Raw genomic sequence first — 16489 nt, 5'->3', positions numbered from 1 at the left:
GCATGCACGAGGCCAGCGCCACCGTGGAACTGGCTTTGCCAGGCCACCGGTGGCGTCCCCCTCCCGAAGGAGAGGGGGAAGGCGCGAAGCGACTCAGGGGGTGCATATCAGTCAATGCGGGAAGGGCCACAGCCGGAGTTTTTGCTTGGCGGTCGACCACAGCTTGGCCAGGCCGTGGGGCTCGACGATCAGGAACCAGACGATGAGCGCGCCGAAGATCATCAGCTCGGCATGCGACACGCCCGCCGTGGAGATCGTGATGCCGAAGAGGCCCAGCAGTGCGGGCAGGAACTGGTTGAGCACGATGGGCAGCACCACGATGAAGGCCGCGCCGAAGAAGCCGCCCATGATGGAGCCCAGGCCGCCGATGATCACCATGAACAGCAGGCGGAACGACACCTCCACCGAGAAGGCCGCCGGCTCCCACGCACCCAGGTGCACGAAGGCCCACAGCGCGCCGGCCATGCCGATGATGAAGGAGCTGACGGCAAACGCGCTGAGCTTGGCGTACATCGGGCGGATGCCGATCACCGCGGCGGCCACGTCCATGTCGCGGATCGCCATCCACTCGCGACCGATGGCGCCGCGCACCAGGTTCTTGGCCAGCAGCGCCACCACCACCAGCACCGCCAGGCAGAAGATGTACTTGCTGGTCGCGCTCTCGATGGGCAGGCCGAAGACCTGCAGGCTGTTCACCGACACCGAGCCCGAATCGGAGTTGTTGGTGAACCACTTGATGCGCAGGAACATCCAGTCCGAGAAGAACTGTGCGGCCAGCGTGGCCACCGCCAGGTACAGGCCCTTGACGCGCAGGCTGGGCAGCCCGAACAGGATGCCGAAGAACGTGGCGCACAGGCCGCCCAGGATCAGCGCGGGCACCAGCGGCATGCCGGGGATGCGCACGAAGAAGTTGTACGCACCGTAGGCCCCCACGGCCATGAACGCGCCCGAGCCCAGCGAGATCTGCCCGCAGTAGCCCACCAGGATGTTCACCCCCAAGGCTGCCAGCGCCATGATGACGAAGGGGATCAGGATGGCGCGGAAGATGTAGTCGCTGGCCAGCATGGGCACGGCGATGAAGGCCACGGCCAGGATGAGGCCGATGGCGATGCGGTCCTGCGCGATCGGGAAGATCTGCTGGTCGGCGCGGTAGCTGGTCTTGAACTGGCCGTTTTCGCGGTAGAGCATGGTGTGTCTCCTGTTGGTCTTGTTATGTTTCAGACGCGATCGATGATCTTTTGCACGGGGGCGCACCTGCGGTGCCACGCGGCGCCTGCGGCCCCGCTGACAACGCGCGGTGCGCGTTGTGCCTCCTTCGAAAAATTATTGGTCGCGTACGTCATACGCGATCAATAATTTTTTCGCCGAACAAGCCCTGCGGTCTGAACAGCAGGAACACCAGCGCCAGCACATACGCAAACCAGATCTCGATGCCCCCGCCCACATACGGGCCCAGGTACACCTCGGAGAGCTTCTCGCCCACACCGATGATCAGCCCGCCGATGATGGCGCCGGGCACCGAGGTGAGGCCGCCCAGGATCACCACCGGCAGCGCACGCAGCGCCACCGTGGTCAGCGAGAACTGCACGCCGAGCTTGCTGCCCCAGATCATCCCGGCGACCAGCGCCACGACCCCGGCCACGCACCACACGATGACCCAGATGCGGTTCAAGGGAATGCCGATGGACTGGGCAGCCTGGTGGTCGTCGGCCACGGCGCGCAGGGCGCGGCCGGTGGAGGTCTTCTGGAAGAAGACGCTGAGCAGCACCACCAGCGCGGCCGCTATGCCGGCGGCGATCACGTCTTCCTTGTTGACGAGGATGCCGCCCTGGAACAGGGACTCGAGCATGAAGATCGGCTCCTTGGGCATGCCGATGTCGATCTTGTAGATGTCGCTGCCGAACATCGTCTGGCCCAGGCCTTCGAGGAAGTAGGTGATCCCGAGCGTGGCCATGAGCAGCGTGGCGCCCTCCTGGTTCACCAGGTGGCGCAGCACCAGCTTCTCGATCAGCCAGGCCACAACGAACATGATGGCGCCCGCGATGATGAAGGCCGCCACCGTGGCGACGATGGGGTTCGCGATGCCCGTCCACTTGGGGATCCATTCGGCAAAGCGCGCCATCGCCAGCGCGGCGAACAGCACCATCGCGCCCTGCGCGAAGTTGAAGACGCCCGAGGCCTTGTAGATCAGCACGAAGCCCAGCGCCACCAGCGAATACAGCATGCCGGCCATGAGGCCGCCGATCAGTGTTTCGAGAAAGAATGCCATTGTTTTTTCTCCCGCCCTTCAGTGGCTGGTGCCCAGGTAGGCGCTGATCACGTCTTCGTTGTTGCGCACCTCGTCGGGGGTGCCGTCGCCGATCTTCTTGCCGTAGTCGAGCACCACCACGCGGTCACTGATATCCATCACCACGCCCATGTCGTGCTCGATGAGCACGATGGTGGTGCCGAACTCGTCGTTCACGTCCAGGATGAAGCGGCACATGTCCTGCTTTTCTTCCACGTTCATGCCGGCCATGGGCTCGTCGAGCAGCAGCACCTGCGGCTCCATGGCGAGAGCCCGGCCCAGGTCCACGCGCTTTTGCAGGCCGTAGGGCAGCTGGCCCACGGGGGTCTTGCGAAAGGCCTGGATTTCGAGGAAGTCGATGATGTGCTCGACCTTCTCGCGGTGCGCGATCTCCTCGCGCTCGGCCGGGCCCCAGCGCAGCGCCTGCAGCAGCAGGTTGCTTTTGATCTTCAGGTTGCGGCCGGTCATGATGTTGTCGATCACGCTCATGCCCTTGAACAGCGCCAGGTTCTGGAAGGTGCGGGCAACGCCCATCTCGGCCACCTGGCGCGAGTTCATGTGCGAGAAGGTCTTGCCGCGGAAGGTGATGGAGCCGTCCTGCGGCGTGTACACGCCGTTGATGCAGTTGAGCATGGAGCTTTTGCCCGCGCCGTTGGGCCCGATGATGGCGCGGATCTCGTGCTCCTTGACGTTGAACGAGATGTCGGTGAGCGCCTTCACGCCGCCGAACCGCAGGCTGATGTTCTTGACGTCGAGGATGACGTCGCCGATCTTCTTGGTGGTCATGGCGTGGGGCTTCTCGGGCGGGTAGAGCGCGGGCTTCATGCGGCGGTCTTCACGGGGGTGAACGTCTTGGTGTCGGACAGCTTGAGCGTGGCGCTCACGCTGCCGGTACGGCCGTCCTCGAACTTGACCTGGGTCTCGATGAACTGCTCGGTGCGGCCTGCGTACAGGGCCTCGACCAGCACGCCGTACTTGTCGGCGATGAAGCCGCGGCGGACCTTGTTGGTGCGGGTGAGCTCGCCGTCGTCGGCATCGAGCTCCTTGTGCAGCACCAGGAAGCGGCTGACCTGGCTGCCGGCCAGCATGGCGTCGGTGGCCAGGTCCGCGTTGACCTTTTCCACGCACTCGCGGATCAGCTCGTACACCTCGGGCTTTTGCGCCAGGTCGGTGTAGCCCGCGTAGGGCAGGTTGCGGCGCTCGGCCCAGTTACCCACGGCGTCGAAGTCGATGTTGACCATCACGCACACCTTCTCGCGGCCGTCGCCCAGGGCGACCACTTCCTTGATGTGCGGGAAGAACTTGAGCTTGTTCTCCACATACTTGGGCGCGAACATGGCGCCGTCGTTGGCGCCGCCCCTGATGCGGCCCACGTCCTTGACGCGGTCGATGATCTTCAGGTGTCCGTGCGCGTCGAGGAAGCCCGCATCGCTGGTGTGGTACCAGCCGTCGGCCGTCAGCACCTCGGCCGTGGCCGTGGGGTTCTTGTAGTACTCCTTGAGCAGGCCGGCGGACTTGACGAGGATCTCGCCGTTGTCGGCCACCTTGATCTCCACGCCGCGGATCGGCACGCCCACCGTGTCGGCGCGGGCCTGGTTGTCGGGCTGCAGGCAGACGAACACGGCGGTCTCGGTGGAGCCGTACAGCTGCTTCAAGTTGATGCCGATGGAGCGGTAGAAGGTGAACAGGTCCGGCCCGATGGCCTCGCCCGCGGTGTAGGCCACGCGCACGCGGCTGAACCCCAGGTTGTTGCGCAGTGGGCCGTACACCAGCACATTGCCCAGCGTGTACTTGATGCGGTCGAGCAGGCCCACGGGTTCGCCATCCATCAAGGCCGGGCCCACGCGCTTTGCCACGGCCATGCAGGCCTCGAACATCTTGCGCTTGATGGTGCCCGCGTCTTCCATGCGGATCATCACGCTGGTCAGCAGGCCTTCAAAAATACGCGGCGGCGCGAAGTAGTAGGTGGGGCCCACTTCCTTGAGGTCGATGGTCACGGTGCTGGCCGACTCGGGGCAGTTGACCACGTAGCCGCAAGCCAGCCACTGCGCGTAGCTGAAGATGTTCTGCCCGATCCAGGCCGGGGGCAGGTAGGCCAGCACTTCCTCGCTGCTGGTGAGCCTGTCGAACTCGGCGCCGGCGGAGGCGCGGTCGAGCAGCGTGCTGTGCGTGTGGACCACGCCCTTGGGGTTGCCCGTGGTGCCCGAGGTGAAGAACATCGCGGCCACATCGTCGGGGCTGGCCTGGGCCACCTGGGCGCGGAACCACCCGGGGTGCCGGGCCACGTAGGCCTGGCCGGCGGCGATCAGTGCGTCCAGGGAGTCGAGGCCCTGCTCGGCATAGTTGCGCAGGCCGCGCGGGTCGTCGAAGTAGATGCGCTCGATCTGCGGGCACTGCTCGCGGATCTCCAGCATCTTGTCGACCTGCTCCTGGTCTTCCACCAGGCAAAAGCGCACCTCGGCGTTGTTGAGCGGGAAGATGCATTCCGCCGACACCGCATCCTGGTACAGCGGCACGGGGATGGCGCCCAGCGACTGCGCGGCGAGCATGGTGGCGTACAGGCGCGGGCGGTTGGCGCCGATCACCACCATGTGCTCGTGGCGCGCAAGGCCCGCCTGGTGCAGGCCGGCGGCGACGTGCTCCACCAGCTGCGCCAGGTCGGCCCAGGTGTGGGTCTGCCAGATGCCGTACTCCTTTTCACGCAGGGCGGGCGCGGTGGGGCGTTCGGCGGCGTGCCGGAGCAGTAGTTGCGGGAACGTGGTCTTCATTCCGGTCCTCGGTGTGACAAGGGGCGCCCAGGCTGGCCTGCGGCGGGTCGATCCGGCGACAGCCGGGATCGCTCGCCGCCAGGGGGCAGCAGGTAGGCAGGCAGCGCGTTGGAATGAATGCTAGAACCCACTTTGACGTCATCTTGTCTTGCCGACGACAATTTACGGGAAACTCCTCGGTGGGTGAAACCCTCCCCACGGACACGGCGCGCCCCGGGTGCGGGCCGCCGCGTTCCGCTGCGGGCCGAAGGGTCACCGCCCGGGCCGCCAGAGGGCGCGTCACGGGCCAGGGGTATCCTCAGGGGTATGTACGCCCCGTTTTTCGGTCTTCAGCATCCGCCGTTTTCCATCGCCCCCGACCCGCGCTATTTGTTCATGAGCGAGCGCCACCGCGAGGCGCTGGCCCACCTGCTGTACGGGCTCGATGCAGGCGGGGGCTTCGTGCTGCTGACGGGCGAGGTCGGCGCGGGCAAGACCACCGTGTGCCGCTGCTTTCTGGAGCAGATCCCGCAGCACTGCAACGTGGCCTACATCTTCAACCCCAAGCTCACGGTGCAGGAGCTGCTGCATTCCATCTGCGACGAGTTCGGCGTGCCGCACAAGCCCACCGTGCCGGGCGGCGTGGAGACGGTCAAGGACTACATCGACCCGCTGAACGCATCGCTGCTGGCCGCCCACGGCGCCGGGCGCAACACGGTGCTCATCATCGACGAGGCGCAGAACCTGTCGGCCGATGTGCTGGAGCAACTGCGCCTGCTCACCAACCTCGAGACCAGCGAGCGCAAGCTGCTGCAGATCATCCTGATCGGCCAGCCCGAGCTGCGCGCCATGGTGGCGCAACCGGCGATGGAGCAGCTCGCGCAGCGCGTGATCGCACGCTTTCACCTGGGGGCGCTCACGCCGCAGGAGACGCACCAGTACATCGCCCACCGCCTGGCGGTGGCGGGGCTCAACGGCCCGCTGCCGTTCGACCGGCGCGCCATCCAGCGCGTGCACAAGCTCTCGCACGGCATCCCGCGGCGCATCAACCTGCTGTGCGACCGGGCGCTGCTGGGCGCCTACGCGGCGGGTGCGCGCCAGGTCACCAAGACCATCGTGAACCGGGCCGCGCGCGAGGTGTTCGATGCGCCCGCGTCAGGCCGGGCCTGGCAAGGAGCGCGCGCCCTGCCGCGCTGGGCGTCCGCAGGCATCGGCGCGGTGGCGGGCGCGGCGGCCGTGGCGGCCGCAGGCTGGGCGCTGGGCGTGTGGCCGGTGCCGCCTGCGGGCACGGCGGGGGCCGGTGCCGCCGCCGCACCCACGGCGCGCGGCGCGGCATCGGCCGCATCGGCATCGCCCACCACGCGGCCTGCAGCAGCGTCTGCATCGGCAGCCACCACGGCCACCAACACAGCGGCAGCATCGCCTGCACGTTCCGCAGCCGGCGCCGGCGCGGCGGCCGTGCCTGCGTCGGCCCTGGAGCAGTTCGTGCAGGCCCAGCCCGCCAGCGATGCGGGTGCCTGGCAGGCGCTGGCGTTGGCGTGGGGCGTGACCCTGCCCGCTGGCGCAGACGCCTGCGCCACCCTGCCGCGCGACGGCCTGCGCTGCTACCGCAACCGCCGCGCGGGCCTGAACCTGGTGCGCCAGATCGACCGGCCCGTGCTGCTGGCGCTGTATGCGTCCGAAGACGCGGAGGCACCGGTCTCGGTGGTGCTGCGCGGCCTCGACAACGACACCGCCACGCTGGAGGGCGCGGGCCGCACCCTGCAGGTGCCGGTGGCCGAACTCGCCCAGGCCTGGCGCGGCGACATCGCCACGCTGTGGCGCACCCCCGAGGGCATGCCCGAGCGGGGCGACATCGCGGAGTCGCCGGCGGGCGCCGCCTGGCTCGACCAGCGGCTGGCCAGCAAGGCCGCAGGCGGCACGGGTGCCGCGCCCGCCAAGGCCATGACGCCCGCGCTGCGCCAGTCGCGCATCCACCGCTTCCAGCTGGCCCAGGGCGTGACGCCCGATGGACGCGCTGGCCCCCTGACCCTCATGCTGCTCAACCGCGCCACCGGCGTGAACGAGCCGCGCCTGCGCAACGGAAACTGATATGTCGTACATCCTTGATGCGCTGCGGCGCGCAGACGCCGAACGGGGCCGGGGCGCTGTGCCCGGCCTGCACACGCATGCAGCGCCCACGGCCGGGCTGTCGCCCGCGGCGGGGCGCAGCGGCGCCTCCGGCCTGTGGATCGGCGTGGCCTGTGCCGCCGCAGTGGCGGTGCTGGCCGTGGCCGGAACCTGGTGGGTGATGCAGCCGCGGCCATCGGCTCCGGCCGCCGCCACCGTGGCGGCCGCCACCACGCCGCCCGTGCCCGCGGCCACGTCCACCACCGCGCCTGCTGCACAGGCACCCATGGTGGCCGCAGCGCCTGCGCCCATCGCTCCCCCCGCAGCGGCCCCCGCGCCACCGCCCGTGGTGGCGGCCGCACCTGCATCGCCCGAGCCGCGTGCCGTGGACAAGCGCCCCGCAGCGCCCCCGCGCGAGCGGCCCGTGGCCGCAGCGCCGCCGTCGCAGCCGCCCGCCGCCCGCCTGCCCGCACCCCTGCCGGAGCCCACCCGCGCGCGCGCCGAACCCGCCCCGCGCGAGCCCGCCGCCGCACAGCGCCCCGCGGCCGACCAGCCCGTCGCCGCGCCCTCCGGCGGCCCTGTGTTCGCACAGGCCGACCTGCCCGAGTCGGTGCGCACACAGCTGCCCACGCTCAAGATCAGCGGCGCCACGCACTCGAACAACCCGGCCTACCGCATGGCCATCGTCAACGGCCAGGTCCTGCACGAGGGCGACCTGGCCGCCCCCGGCCTGGTGCTCGAACGCGTCGAGCCCGGCCGCACCGTCTGGACCTTCCGCGGCTACCGCTACGGCGTTGCGTCGCAATAGGGTTTTGAATAAAAAAGGCCTGCTACCGCTTGTCTGGCAAGCGCTAGCAGCTATCAAATAAATAGCGCTGCAGAAAACGCCCACTATAGCCCGCCACCCTCCAAACCCCCACGCCGCCACCGCGAGTGCACCCGTGGAACCGGCTTTGCCGGGCCACCGGGTGCGTCCCCCTTGGGGGAAGACGCGCAGCGGCTCAGGGGGTCATTTAATAAATCTGCCATCCCGCCCCACCAGCGTCAGCTCCACAAACCGCGAGGCATTGCGGTCCGGCGTGCTGGCGCTGACCTCGAAGCCGCCCAGGTCCCACTTCTTCAGGTTCCAGCTCGCGTCGATGAACGCCGCGCGCGTGGGGTTGCGGCCGGCGCGCTGCAGGGCCTCGGCGAACACGCGGGCGTTGATGTAGCCCTCCAGCGCCAGGTGCGACGGCTCGGCCGTGGCGCCCGAGGCCTTCCACGCGGCCTGAAAATCGCGCACCACCGGCATCACCACGTTGGACGGCAGGGGCACGACCTGCGAGATCGCCATGCCGGTGGCATCGGCGCCCAGGGCCTTGACGGTGGCGGGCGTGCCCATGACCGACAGCGCGTACAGCGTCACCCCGCGCTTCAAGGCCCGGAAGGCTTTGACGAACTCCAGCGTGGGCTTGCCGGCCAGGCCGATCACGATGGCCTCCAGGTGGCCCGCGGCCAGCTTGGCGGCGGCGCTGCCCGCGTCCGAGGCGTTGTTCTCCACGGTCACCGCCACGGCCTCGGGCAGCTTGAGCCGGTCCATCGACTGCTTGGCAGCGCTGAACACCTCTTTGCCGAACGAGTTGTTCTGGTAGACGATGCCGATGCGCTGGATGCCGATGGTGGACAGGTGCTGCACCAGTTTCTCGGCCTCGTCGGCGTAGCTGGCGCGGATGTTGAACACATTGCGCGCGCTCTTGGTGCGGCTGAGCTGCGCGCCCGTGAACGGTGCGAAGAACGGAATCCCGCTGTCCACCACCTTGGGCAGCATGGCATCGATCATGGGCGTGCCCATGCAGTTGAACAGCGCAAAGACGTCGCGGTCGGCCAGGAATTGGTCGACGTTGGCCAGCGCCTTGGGCACCTCGTAGGCGTCGTCCTGGGTCACGAGGTCGATGGTGCGGCCGTTCACGCCGCCGCGCGCGTTGATGCCGGCGAACGCCGCCTTCGCGCCCTGGTGCATGGCCGAGCCCAGGTCGCCCAGCGGGCCGGTGAGCGCGGTGGACTGGGCGATGCGGACCGTGGCGCCGTCCTGCGCGCGGGCCCGGCCGGTCCAAGCCGCCAGCCCCAGCACCGGCAGTGCGGCCACGCCCGCCAGCAGCTGCCGCCGGCCCAGGCCGCTGCGGTGGGCGGGCGCGGCGGGGCCGGGCCCGGTGCCCGTGGCTGTGCCGCACCCGGTGGATCGTTGGTTTTTCATGTTGTTGTCTCCTCGGTGGACCCGGGCCTGCGGCCCGGGGAGGCGCCATCATCCGGCGGAGATTGGCATTTTTCTGTCTTTCTGACGACAATTGGTCTCAGGATTTCCCGTACCTGCCGGACCGACGGCCCCACCGAACCGACCCCATCCCTCCATGGACCCCCGCACGCACCAGGACCTGTCGCTGCACCAACGGCGCAGGCCGCCCACGGCCGACGAGCTCGGCGGCATTCCCTGGCTGGACCAGCTGCAGCCGCCCGAGCGCGAGCGCGCCGTGGCGGCACTGCTGGTGGGCGATGCCAAGGCGGGCGACTATGTGTGCCGCGTGGGCCGGCCGGTGACGTACTGGTTCGGCGTGGTGGAGGGCCTGCTCAAGATGAGCAGCGACAACGCGCAGGGCCAGACGATGACCTTCACCGGCGTGCCGCCGGGCGGCTGGTTCGGCGAGGGCACGGCGCTCAAGCGCGAGCCCTACCGCTACAACATCCAGGCGCTGAGGAGGAGCGTGGTGGCGGGCCTGCCGATCGACACCTTCCACTGGCTGCTGGACCACTCCATCGGCTTCAACCGTTTCGTGATGAACCAGCTCAACGAGCGGCTGGGGCAGTTCATCGCCGCGCGCGAGATCGACCGCTTCGGCAACCCCGACGTGCGCGTGGCGCGCAGCCTGGCGTCACTGTTCAATCCGGTGCTGTACCCGGGGGTGGGCGAGGTGCTGCGCATCACGCAGCAGGAGCTGGCCTACCTGGTGGGGCTGTCGCGCCAGCGGGTGAACGAGGCGCTCAAGGCGCTGGAGGCGCAGGGCGCGATCCGCGTGGAGTACGGCGGGCTGCGCGTGCTGGAGCTGGCGGCGTTGCGATCCAGCATTTTCCAGCTGCAGGCGCAGCAGGGCCCGGAGTGACCCGGCGCACCGCGAGATGACGTTGCGCGGTCGCAGGCCGGGGCGGTAGGCCGGTAGGAGGACGGGCAGGCAGACAGGCCGCCGCGCGCCCCGCCAGCCCGCTGGGGGCCGTCAGTGGCGCGGCAGCGACGGCAGGTTGCGGCGCGGTGCCTGCAGCGGATGGGCGGCCGTGCCGGGCCTGCGCGCAGCCGGTGCCGGCACGGGCGCGGATGCTGGCAGGGCGCCGATGGCCGGGGGTTCCCAGCTGTCGGCGTCGCCGCCGTTGCGCGAGAGGCGGAACGCGCCCACCATCTGCGTGAGGCGCCCGGCCTGGTCTTTCAGGCTGTCGGCTGCGGCCGCGCCTTCCTCGACCAGCGCGGCGTTCTGCTGCGTCATCTCTTCGAGCTCGCCCACCGACTGGCTCACGTGGCCGATGCGCTGGCTTTGCTCCTGCGTGGCGGCGGTGATCTCGCCCATGATGTCGGACACGCGACGCACCGACAGCACCAGCTCCTCGATGGTCTTGCCCGCATGGTTCACCAGCGTGCTGCCCTCCTGCACCTGGTCGACGCTGGCGCCGATCAGCGCCTTGATCTCGCGCGCGGCGTTGGCCGAGCGGCCGGCCAGGTTGCGCACCTCGCCCGCCACCACCGCAAAGCCGCGGCCCTGCTCGCCGGCGCGGGCGGCTTCCACCGCGGCGTTCAGCGCCAGGATGTTGGTCTGGAACGCGATGCCGTCGATCACGCTGATGATGTCGGCGATCTTGCGCGAGCTGGCGCTGATGGTGTCCATGGTGCGCACCACCTGCGACACCACCTCGCCGCCGCGCGTGGCGGCGTCCGATGCGGTGGAGGCGAGCTGGTTGGCCTGGCGGGCAGAGTCGGCACTTTGGGCCACGGTGCCGGTCAGGTCGACGAGCGACGTGGCGGCGCTTTGCAGGTTGTGCGACGTCTGCTCGGTGCGCTGGCTCAGATCGAGGTTGCCCGAGGCGACTTCGGAGCTGGCCACGAGGATGGAGTCCGCTGTCTGGCCGATCTCGCCCACCAGCGTGCGCAGGCGCTCCTGCATGGCGGCGATGGCTTCCAGCAGGCGGCCGGTTTCGTCGTGGATGCGCACTTCCACCGTCGAGGTGAGGTCACCGCGCGCGATGCGCTCGGCCAGCACCACCGCACGCCCGATGGGCGCGGTGATGCTGGAGGTGATGCGCCAGGCGATCAGCGCCCCCAGGCCGATGGCCAGCAGCACCAGCAGGCCGCCCACGGCGCGCGAGCGGCTCTGCGTGGTTTCGGCCGACGCGGTGGCCTCGGCATTGAGCGTGTTCTGCAGGTCGATGAGCTCGCGCAGCTTGGCGCGCCAGGCGGTTTCTGCCGGGGCCACGCGGGTCATCAGCGCGAGCGATGCGCTCACGGTGTCGCCGTCGTCGGCGGCCTTGATCGCCGTGTCCAGTTCGGGGCGCGCCTTGCGGCCGAGCTCCTGCACTTCACCCAGCAGCTTGACCTCGGCGGGCGTGGCGCTGTCGGGCTTGAGCAGCTCGGCCAGGGCGGCCTCCTGGCGTGCGTATTCGGTCAGCGTCTTGCCCACGCTCACGATCTGCTCGCGCGCCTGCTTGGGGTCGATGTCGTTGAGCATCGCGGCCGAGCGGCCCTGGATGCCGATGGCGCTCACGCTCTCGAGCATGCCGTTGACCAGCTTGGCCTTGCTCGCGCCCGCACCGGTGATCTGGAGCATCTGGTCGTGCACCTTGCCGATGGACCACTGGCCCACCGCGGCCACGGCCAGCAGCAGCACCAGCAGGCAGCCAAAGCCCAGGGCCAGGCGGGTGGAGATCGACAAGGATTTGAAGGAGGAGGCGGCCGGCATGGTTTTTTTCCTTGGGTCTCGGTAAAGAAGCGAACAACAAACAAGCAAACGAACAAACAACGGGCGAACCCACCAAGGTCCATCGGTCGGTCAGGGTGCAAGGCGGGCGGTGCTACCGCGCGGTAACAACGGCGGAAGCAATATCGATGCCCATACCCGCCGGGCAGTGTAGGCAGAAAGTGCTGTTTGCGGCATGACGCTTGCGGATAGCGGCATGCCCAAAGCGCATAGCCTGTCTGTTACAAATGGCCGCGCCACGCAAGGCCGGATGGTGCGACGATAGATGGACCTGTGCAAGTCTGAAATTATGATTCAAAATAGGCTTTCACGCTTGTTTTTAAATCGTTTGTAGCTATTGAAATAATAGCAACTCCGGTGGCCTGCAATACCCTGTGCCGCATTTCGGTAGGGCCGTTGGGTTATAACCATGTTACAGATTCGAGGCCGTCGATGTCACTGAAATCCCTCTCTTTCGCGCGCCGTCCGGCCGCGGGTGTGCTGCTGGCGGTGGCTGCGTTCATCGCCGGCTGTGCCGCGCCGCCCGCTGCAGACCCGGCCCGGCGCGAGCTCGTCGTGGCCGTCACGGCTTCGCACGAACTCATCACCTTCAGTGCCGGCGAACCCGGTCGCATCCTCGAGCGCCGCCCCGTCACGGGCCTGGCCGCGGGCGACCGGCTCGTGGGCATCGACTTTCGCGTGGCGCGCGGCGTGCTGTATGCGCTGGCGCAGTCGGGCCGCCTGTACACGCTCGACATTCCCTCCGGCGCGCTGCGGCCCGTGGGCGCCGCGCCCGCGGTGGTGCCGCTCAGGGGCCAGGTGTTCGGCTTCGACTTCAACCCCGCGGCCGACCGCATCCGCGTGGTCTCCGACACGGGCCTCAACCTGCGGCTGCACCCCGACACCGGGGCCGTGGTGGACGGCGATCCGGCGGTGGACGGCGTGCAGGCCGACCCCTGGCTGCGCTACGCCGCCAGCGACGTGAACGCCGGCCGCACGCCAAGCATCGCGGGCGCTGCCTATACCTACAACACCCAGGACAGCAAGCTCACCACCAACTACGCCATCGACCGCGCGCTGGGCGTGCTGGTGATGCAGGGCTCGCTCGAAGGCACCACGCCCGTGGTCTCACCCAACTCCGGCCAGTTGCGTACCGTGGGGCCGCTGGGCCTGGGGCGGCTGACCGACGTGTCCTTCGACATTGCCGACGTGGGCAACGCGGCGCTGGCGGTGGTGCGCACCGCGGCCGACAACCCGACGCGCCTGGTGCTGGTGAACCTCCAGACCGGAGCGGCCCAGCCCCTGGGCCAGGTGGGCGACGGCGCGCCGCTGGTCGGCATGGCCATCGAGCCCTGAGTCCGCCCATGCGCGCGCCTTCCATTGCCACCCAGGCCCGCGGCCGCACCGGCCACGCCGTGCGCGCGGCGCTGGCCTGCCTGGGCCTGGCCGGTGCGGTGGCCGGCGCCCACGCCGCCACCGTGCAGGTCGATGTGCTGGACGCCGCGGGCAAGCCCGTGGCCGATGCCGTGGTGCTTCTGGATTCGGCCGATGCGAAGAAGCTGGCCAAGCCCCTGGCCAACGCCGAGATGGCGCAGGAAAAGCGCCAGTTCGTGCCCGGGGTGCTGGTGGTGCCGGTGGGCTCGGAGGTGCGCTTTCCGAACAACGACTCGGTGCGGCACCACGTGTATTCGTTCTCGCCCACCAAGAAGTTCGAGCTCAAGCTTTATGCCGGCACGCCTGCCAACCCCGTGCTGTTCGACCGCCCGGGCGTGGCGGTGCTCGGCTGCAACATCCATGACCAGATGGTGGGCTGGATCCTGGTGGTGGAGACGCCGTTCTACACCCGCAGCCAGGCGGCCACCGGCCGGGCGCAGATCGACAACGTGCCGCCCGGCAGCTACACGCTGCGCACCTGGCACAGCCGCCTGCCCGTGGGCGCGCCCGCGCTGGAGCAGGCGATCACCGTGCCCGCCACGGGCACCGGCACCGCATCGGTGCGCATGACGGGGTTGTTGCCTTGACGCTGCGCTGGCCCCGGCGCAGCCTCATCGTGCGGCTGGTGGGGCTGTCGCTCCTGCTGCTGCTCATCGTGCAGGCGGCGGGCTTCGCGGTGGTGCGCGCCAGCATCGAGCGCAATGCCCGCACCCAGATCGCGCAGGCTCTGGACCTGGACGAGAACGTCTGGCTGCGCCTGCTCGACCAGAACGCCGACAAGCTGCGCCAGGGCTCGGCCCTGCTCGCGGCCGACTACGGCTTTCGGTCGGCGGTCAATTCGGGCGACGCGCAGACCATCCAGTCGGTGCTGGAGAACCACGGCAGCCGCATCGGTGCGGCCGTGACGGCGCTGCTGGGCACCGACCTGGAACTGCGCGCGGCCAGTCTGTCGGACAGCATGGAGGAGTTTCCGGCCACGCTGCGCCAGATCGTGCCGCCGCTGGCCGCCAAGCCGCAGGGCAGCCAGATCGCAGTGATGGGCGGCGTGCCCTACCAGTTCGTGATGGTGCCGCTGCGCGCGCCCGTGGTCATCGGCTGGGTGCTGATGGGCTTTCCCATCGACCAGCCGCTGGCCGATGAAATGCGCCGCCTGCTGTCGGTGCACGTGGTGCTGGCGCTCCAGGACAAGAACGGTGTGGTGACCATGCCGGTCTCCACCCTGCCGCCCGAGGCGCTGGCCCAGCTCAAGCGCCAGGGTGCCGGGGCCGGCGAGCTGACCACCGCGGACGGCACGCTGCTGGCGCGCGCCATCCGCATGGACAGCGTGGGCGGCGAGGTGCAGGCGCTGCTGCTGCGCTCCGTGGACGATGTGCTGGCGCCGTACCGCCAGCTGCAGGTGCTGCTGGCCATCATCACCGTGGCGGGCGTGCTGCTGTTTGCTGTGGGCACGGGCCTGATGGCCCAGCGCCTGGCGACGCCGCTGCGCTCGCTGCTCGGGGCCACGCAGCGGCTGTCGCGCGGCGAGTACGACGTGCCGCTGGCGCACACCCAGCGCACCGACGAGATCGGCAACCTGGCGCGCTCGTTCGACCGCATGCGCGTGGACATCGGCACGCAGCAAACCGAGATCCGCCGCCTGGCCTACTGGGACCGCCTGACCGGCCTGCCCAACCGCGAGCGCTTTCGCGAAGCCGTGGTGCAGGCCATCACGCAAAGCACCCGCCAGGGCGCGCCCGCGCAGCCGCTGGCCGTGCTCACGCTCGACCTGGACCGCTTCAAGCACGTGAACGACGTGCTGGGCTACGCGTTCGGCGACCGCCTGCTGCAGGCCGTCGCCGAGCGGCTGCGCCAGCAGGTGCGCTCCGGCGACGACATGGTGGCGCGGCTGGGGGGCAACGGGTTCGGGGTGCTGCTGCCCGACGCGGATGCCGCAGCGGCCCACGAGATGGCGCAGCGCATCACGCGGTCGTTCGAGGAGCCGCTGGCGTTTGCGGACCAGACGGTGGACCTGAGCGCGGGCATCGGCATCGCGTGCTGGCCGGGCGATGCGGACGATGCCGACACGCTGCTCAGCCGGTCCGAGATCGCGATGTACGCGGCCAAGCGCAAGCTCAGCGGCGCGCTGCAGTACGACGCCTCCTTCGACTCGGCCAGCTCGCTCACCCTGTCGCTGCTGAGCGAGTTGCGCCGCGCGGTCGAGCACAACGAGCTGCGCCTGTACCTGCAGCCCAAGGTGGCGCTGCACGGGCAGGGCGGCCTGGCGGCCGAGGCGCTGGTGCGCTGGGCGCACCCCCAGCGGGGCCTGGTGCCGCCGATGGAGTTCATCCCGTTTGCCGAGCAGACGGGCTTCGTGCGGCAGCTCACGCTGTGGATGTTCGAGGCCGTGGCCCGGCTGCTGGCCGACCCGCGCACGCAGGGCCTGCCCCTGCGGGTGTCGGTGAACCTGTCCACGCGCGACCTGCTGGACCCGGAGCTGAGCCAGCGCCTGGGCGCCATCCTGGTGCGCCACAACGTGCAGGCCGCGTCGTTTTGCCTGGAGATCACCGAGAGCGCGATCATGGACGACCCGCTGCGCGCCGAGGCCATGCTCAACAAGCTGTCGGAGCAGGGCTTCAAGCTGTCCATCGACGACTTCGGCACGGGCTACTCGTCGCTGGCGTACCTGAAGCGCCTGCCGGTGGACGAGCTCAAGATCGACAAGTCCTTCGTGATGGGCATGGAGGTGGGCGAGGACGACGCCACCATCGTGCGCTCCACCATCGACCTGGCCCACAACCTGGGCCTCACGGTGGTGGCCGAAGGGGTGGAGACGGCCGGCATCCTGGAGCGGCTGCGCGTGCTCGACTGCGACGAGGCGCAGGGCTACCACATCACCCGCCCGCTGCCGGTGGAGGATTTCCTGGCCTGGCAGGCGCGCCAGGGGTAAGCTTTCCGGTTTTTCA

12 protein-coding genes are annotated in these 16489 nt (G+C 69.3%); 6 read left to right on the top strand and 6 right to left on the bottom strand.

Translation table 11 applies throughout. From position 1 onward, the window contains the following. Positions 1-111: 111 nt before the first annotated feature. From ASG27_RS06020 to ASG27_RS06005, 4 genes are all read right to left on the bottom strand, one after another. Positions 112-1188: a branched-chain amino acid ABC transporter permease gene (locus ASG27_RS06020; protein ID WP_056164211.1), complete on the bottom strand. Its 1077-nt coding sequence runs from the start codon at positions 1186-1188 to the stop codon at positions 112-114. 151 nt (positions 1189-1339) lie between these two features. Then, complete coding sequence (locus tag ASG27_RS06015; protein ID WP_056409818.1) at positions 1340-2269, bottom strand: branched-chain amino acid ABC transporter permease; 930 nt, start codon at positions 2267-2269, stop codon at positions 1340-1342. A gap of 18 nt (positions 2270-2287) precedes the next feature. Continuing rightward, positions 2288-3073, bottom strand: a complete 786-nt coding sequence (locus ASG27_RS06010) for an ABC transporter ATP-binding protein (protein ID WP_056411486.1) — start codon at positions 3071-3073, stop codon at positions 2288-2290. Positions 3074-3108: 35 nt separating this feature from the next. Next, positions 3109-5055 carry an AMP-dependent synthetase/ligase gene (locus ASG27_RS06005; protein ID WP_056409815.1) on the bottom strand — a complete coding sequence of 649 codons (1947 nt, stop codon included), beginning with the start codon at positions 5053-5055 and terminating at the stop codon, positions 3109-3111. Positions 5056-5361: 306 nt separating this feature from the next. Between ASG27_RS06005 and ASG27_RS06000 the strand changes: the two genes are divergently transcribed. Next, positions 5362-7125, top strand: coding sequence for an ExeA family protein (locus ASG27_RS06000; RefSeq protein WP_056409812.1), 1764 nt, complete (start codon positions 5362-5364; stop codon positions 7123-7125). A 1-nt stretch (position 7126) separates the two neighbouring features. Continuing rightward, positions 7127-7951 (top strand): general secretion pathway protein GspB, encoded by an 825-nt coding sequence (locus ASG27_RS05995; protein WP_056409809.1) that lies wholly within the window; start codon positions 7127-7129, stop codon positions 7949-7951. 201 nt (positions 7952-8152) lie between these two features. Here ASG27_RS05995 and ASG27_RS05990 read toward each other — a convergent pair whose 3' ends face one another. Continuing rightward, positions 8153-9376 carry an ABC transporter substrate-binding protein gene (locus tag ASG27_RS05990; RefSeq protein WP_235503834.1) on the bottom strand — a complete coding sequence of 408 codons (1224 nt, stop codon included), beginning with the start codon at positions 9374-9376 and terminating at the stop codon, positions 8153-8155. Between the two features lie 154 nt (positions 9377-9530). Between ASG27_RS05990 and ASG27_RS05985 the strand changes: the two genes are divergently transcribed. Further along, positions 9531-10277: a Crp/Fnr family transcriptional regulator gene (locus ASG27_RS05985; RefSeq protein ID WP_056409806.1), complete on the top strand. Its 747-nt coding sequence runs from the start codon at positions 9531-9533 to the stop codon at positions 10275-10277. A gap of 111 nt (positions 10278-10388) precedes the next feature. Here the strand turns inward: ASG27_RS05985 and ASG27_RS05980 are convergent, their stop codons facing one another. Then, positions 10389-12116, bottom strand: coding sequence for a methyl-accepting chemotaxis protein (locus ASG27_RS05980; protein WP_056409803.1), 1728 nt, complete (start codon positions 12114-12116; stop codon positions 10389-10391). 450 nt (positions 12117-12566) lie between these two features. On the opposite strand from ASG27_RS05980, the gene ASG27_RS05975 reads away from it, so the two are divergent. Genes ASG27_RS05975 through ASG27_RS05965 form a run of 3 tightly spaced genes read left to right on the top strand, consistent with a single transcriptional unit; the run spans position 12567 to position 16473 of the window. Further along, a complete protein-coding gene (locus tag ASG27_RS05975) occupies positions 12567-13469 on the top strand; it encodes a DUF4394 domain-containing protein (protein WP_056409801.1) in 903 nt (300 codons plus the stop codon). Positions 13470-13477: 8 nt separating this feature from the next. After that, positions 13478-14134, top strand: a complete 657-nt coding sequence (locus ASG27_RS05970) for a methylamine utilization protein (protein ID WP_056409798.1) — start codon at positions 13478-13480, stop codon at positions 14132-14134. After that, positions 14131-16473, top strand: coding sequence for a putative bifunctional diguanylate cyclase/phosphodiesterase (locus ASG27_RS05965; protein ID WP_056409796.1), 2343 nt, complete (start codon positions 14131-14133; stop codon positions 16471-16473). Before ASG27_RS05970 ends, ASG27_RS05965 begins: the two co-directional genes overlap by 4 nt. The last annotated feature ends 16 nt before the right edge of the window (positions 16474-16489 follow it).

The organism is Acidovorax sp. Leaf191 (genome assembly GCF_001424425.1).
In the GTDB taxonomy this organism is placed as follows: domain Bacteria; phylum Pseudomonadota; class Gammaproteobacteria; order Burkholderiales; family Burkholderiaceae_C; genus Acidovorax.
This window is presented reverse-complemented; position numbering and strand designations above follow the sequence as displayed.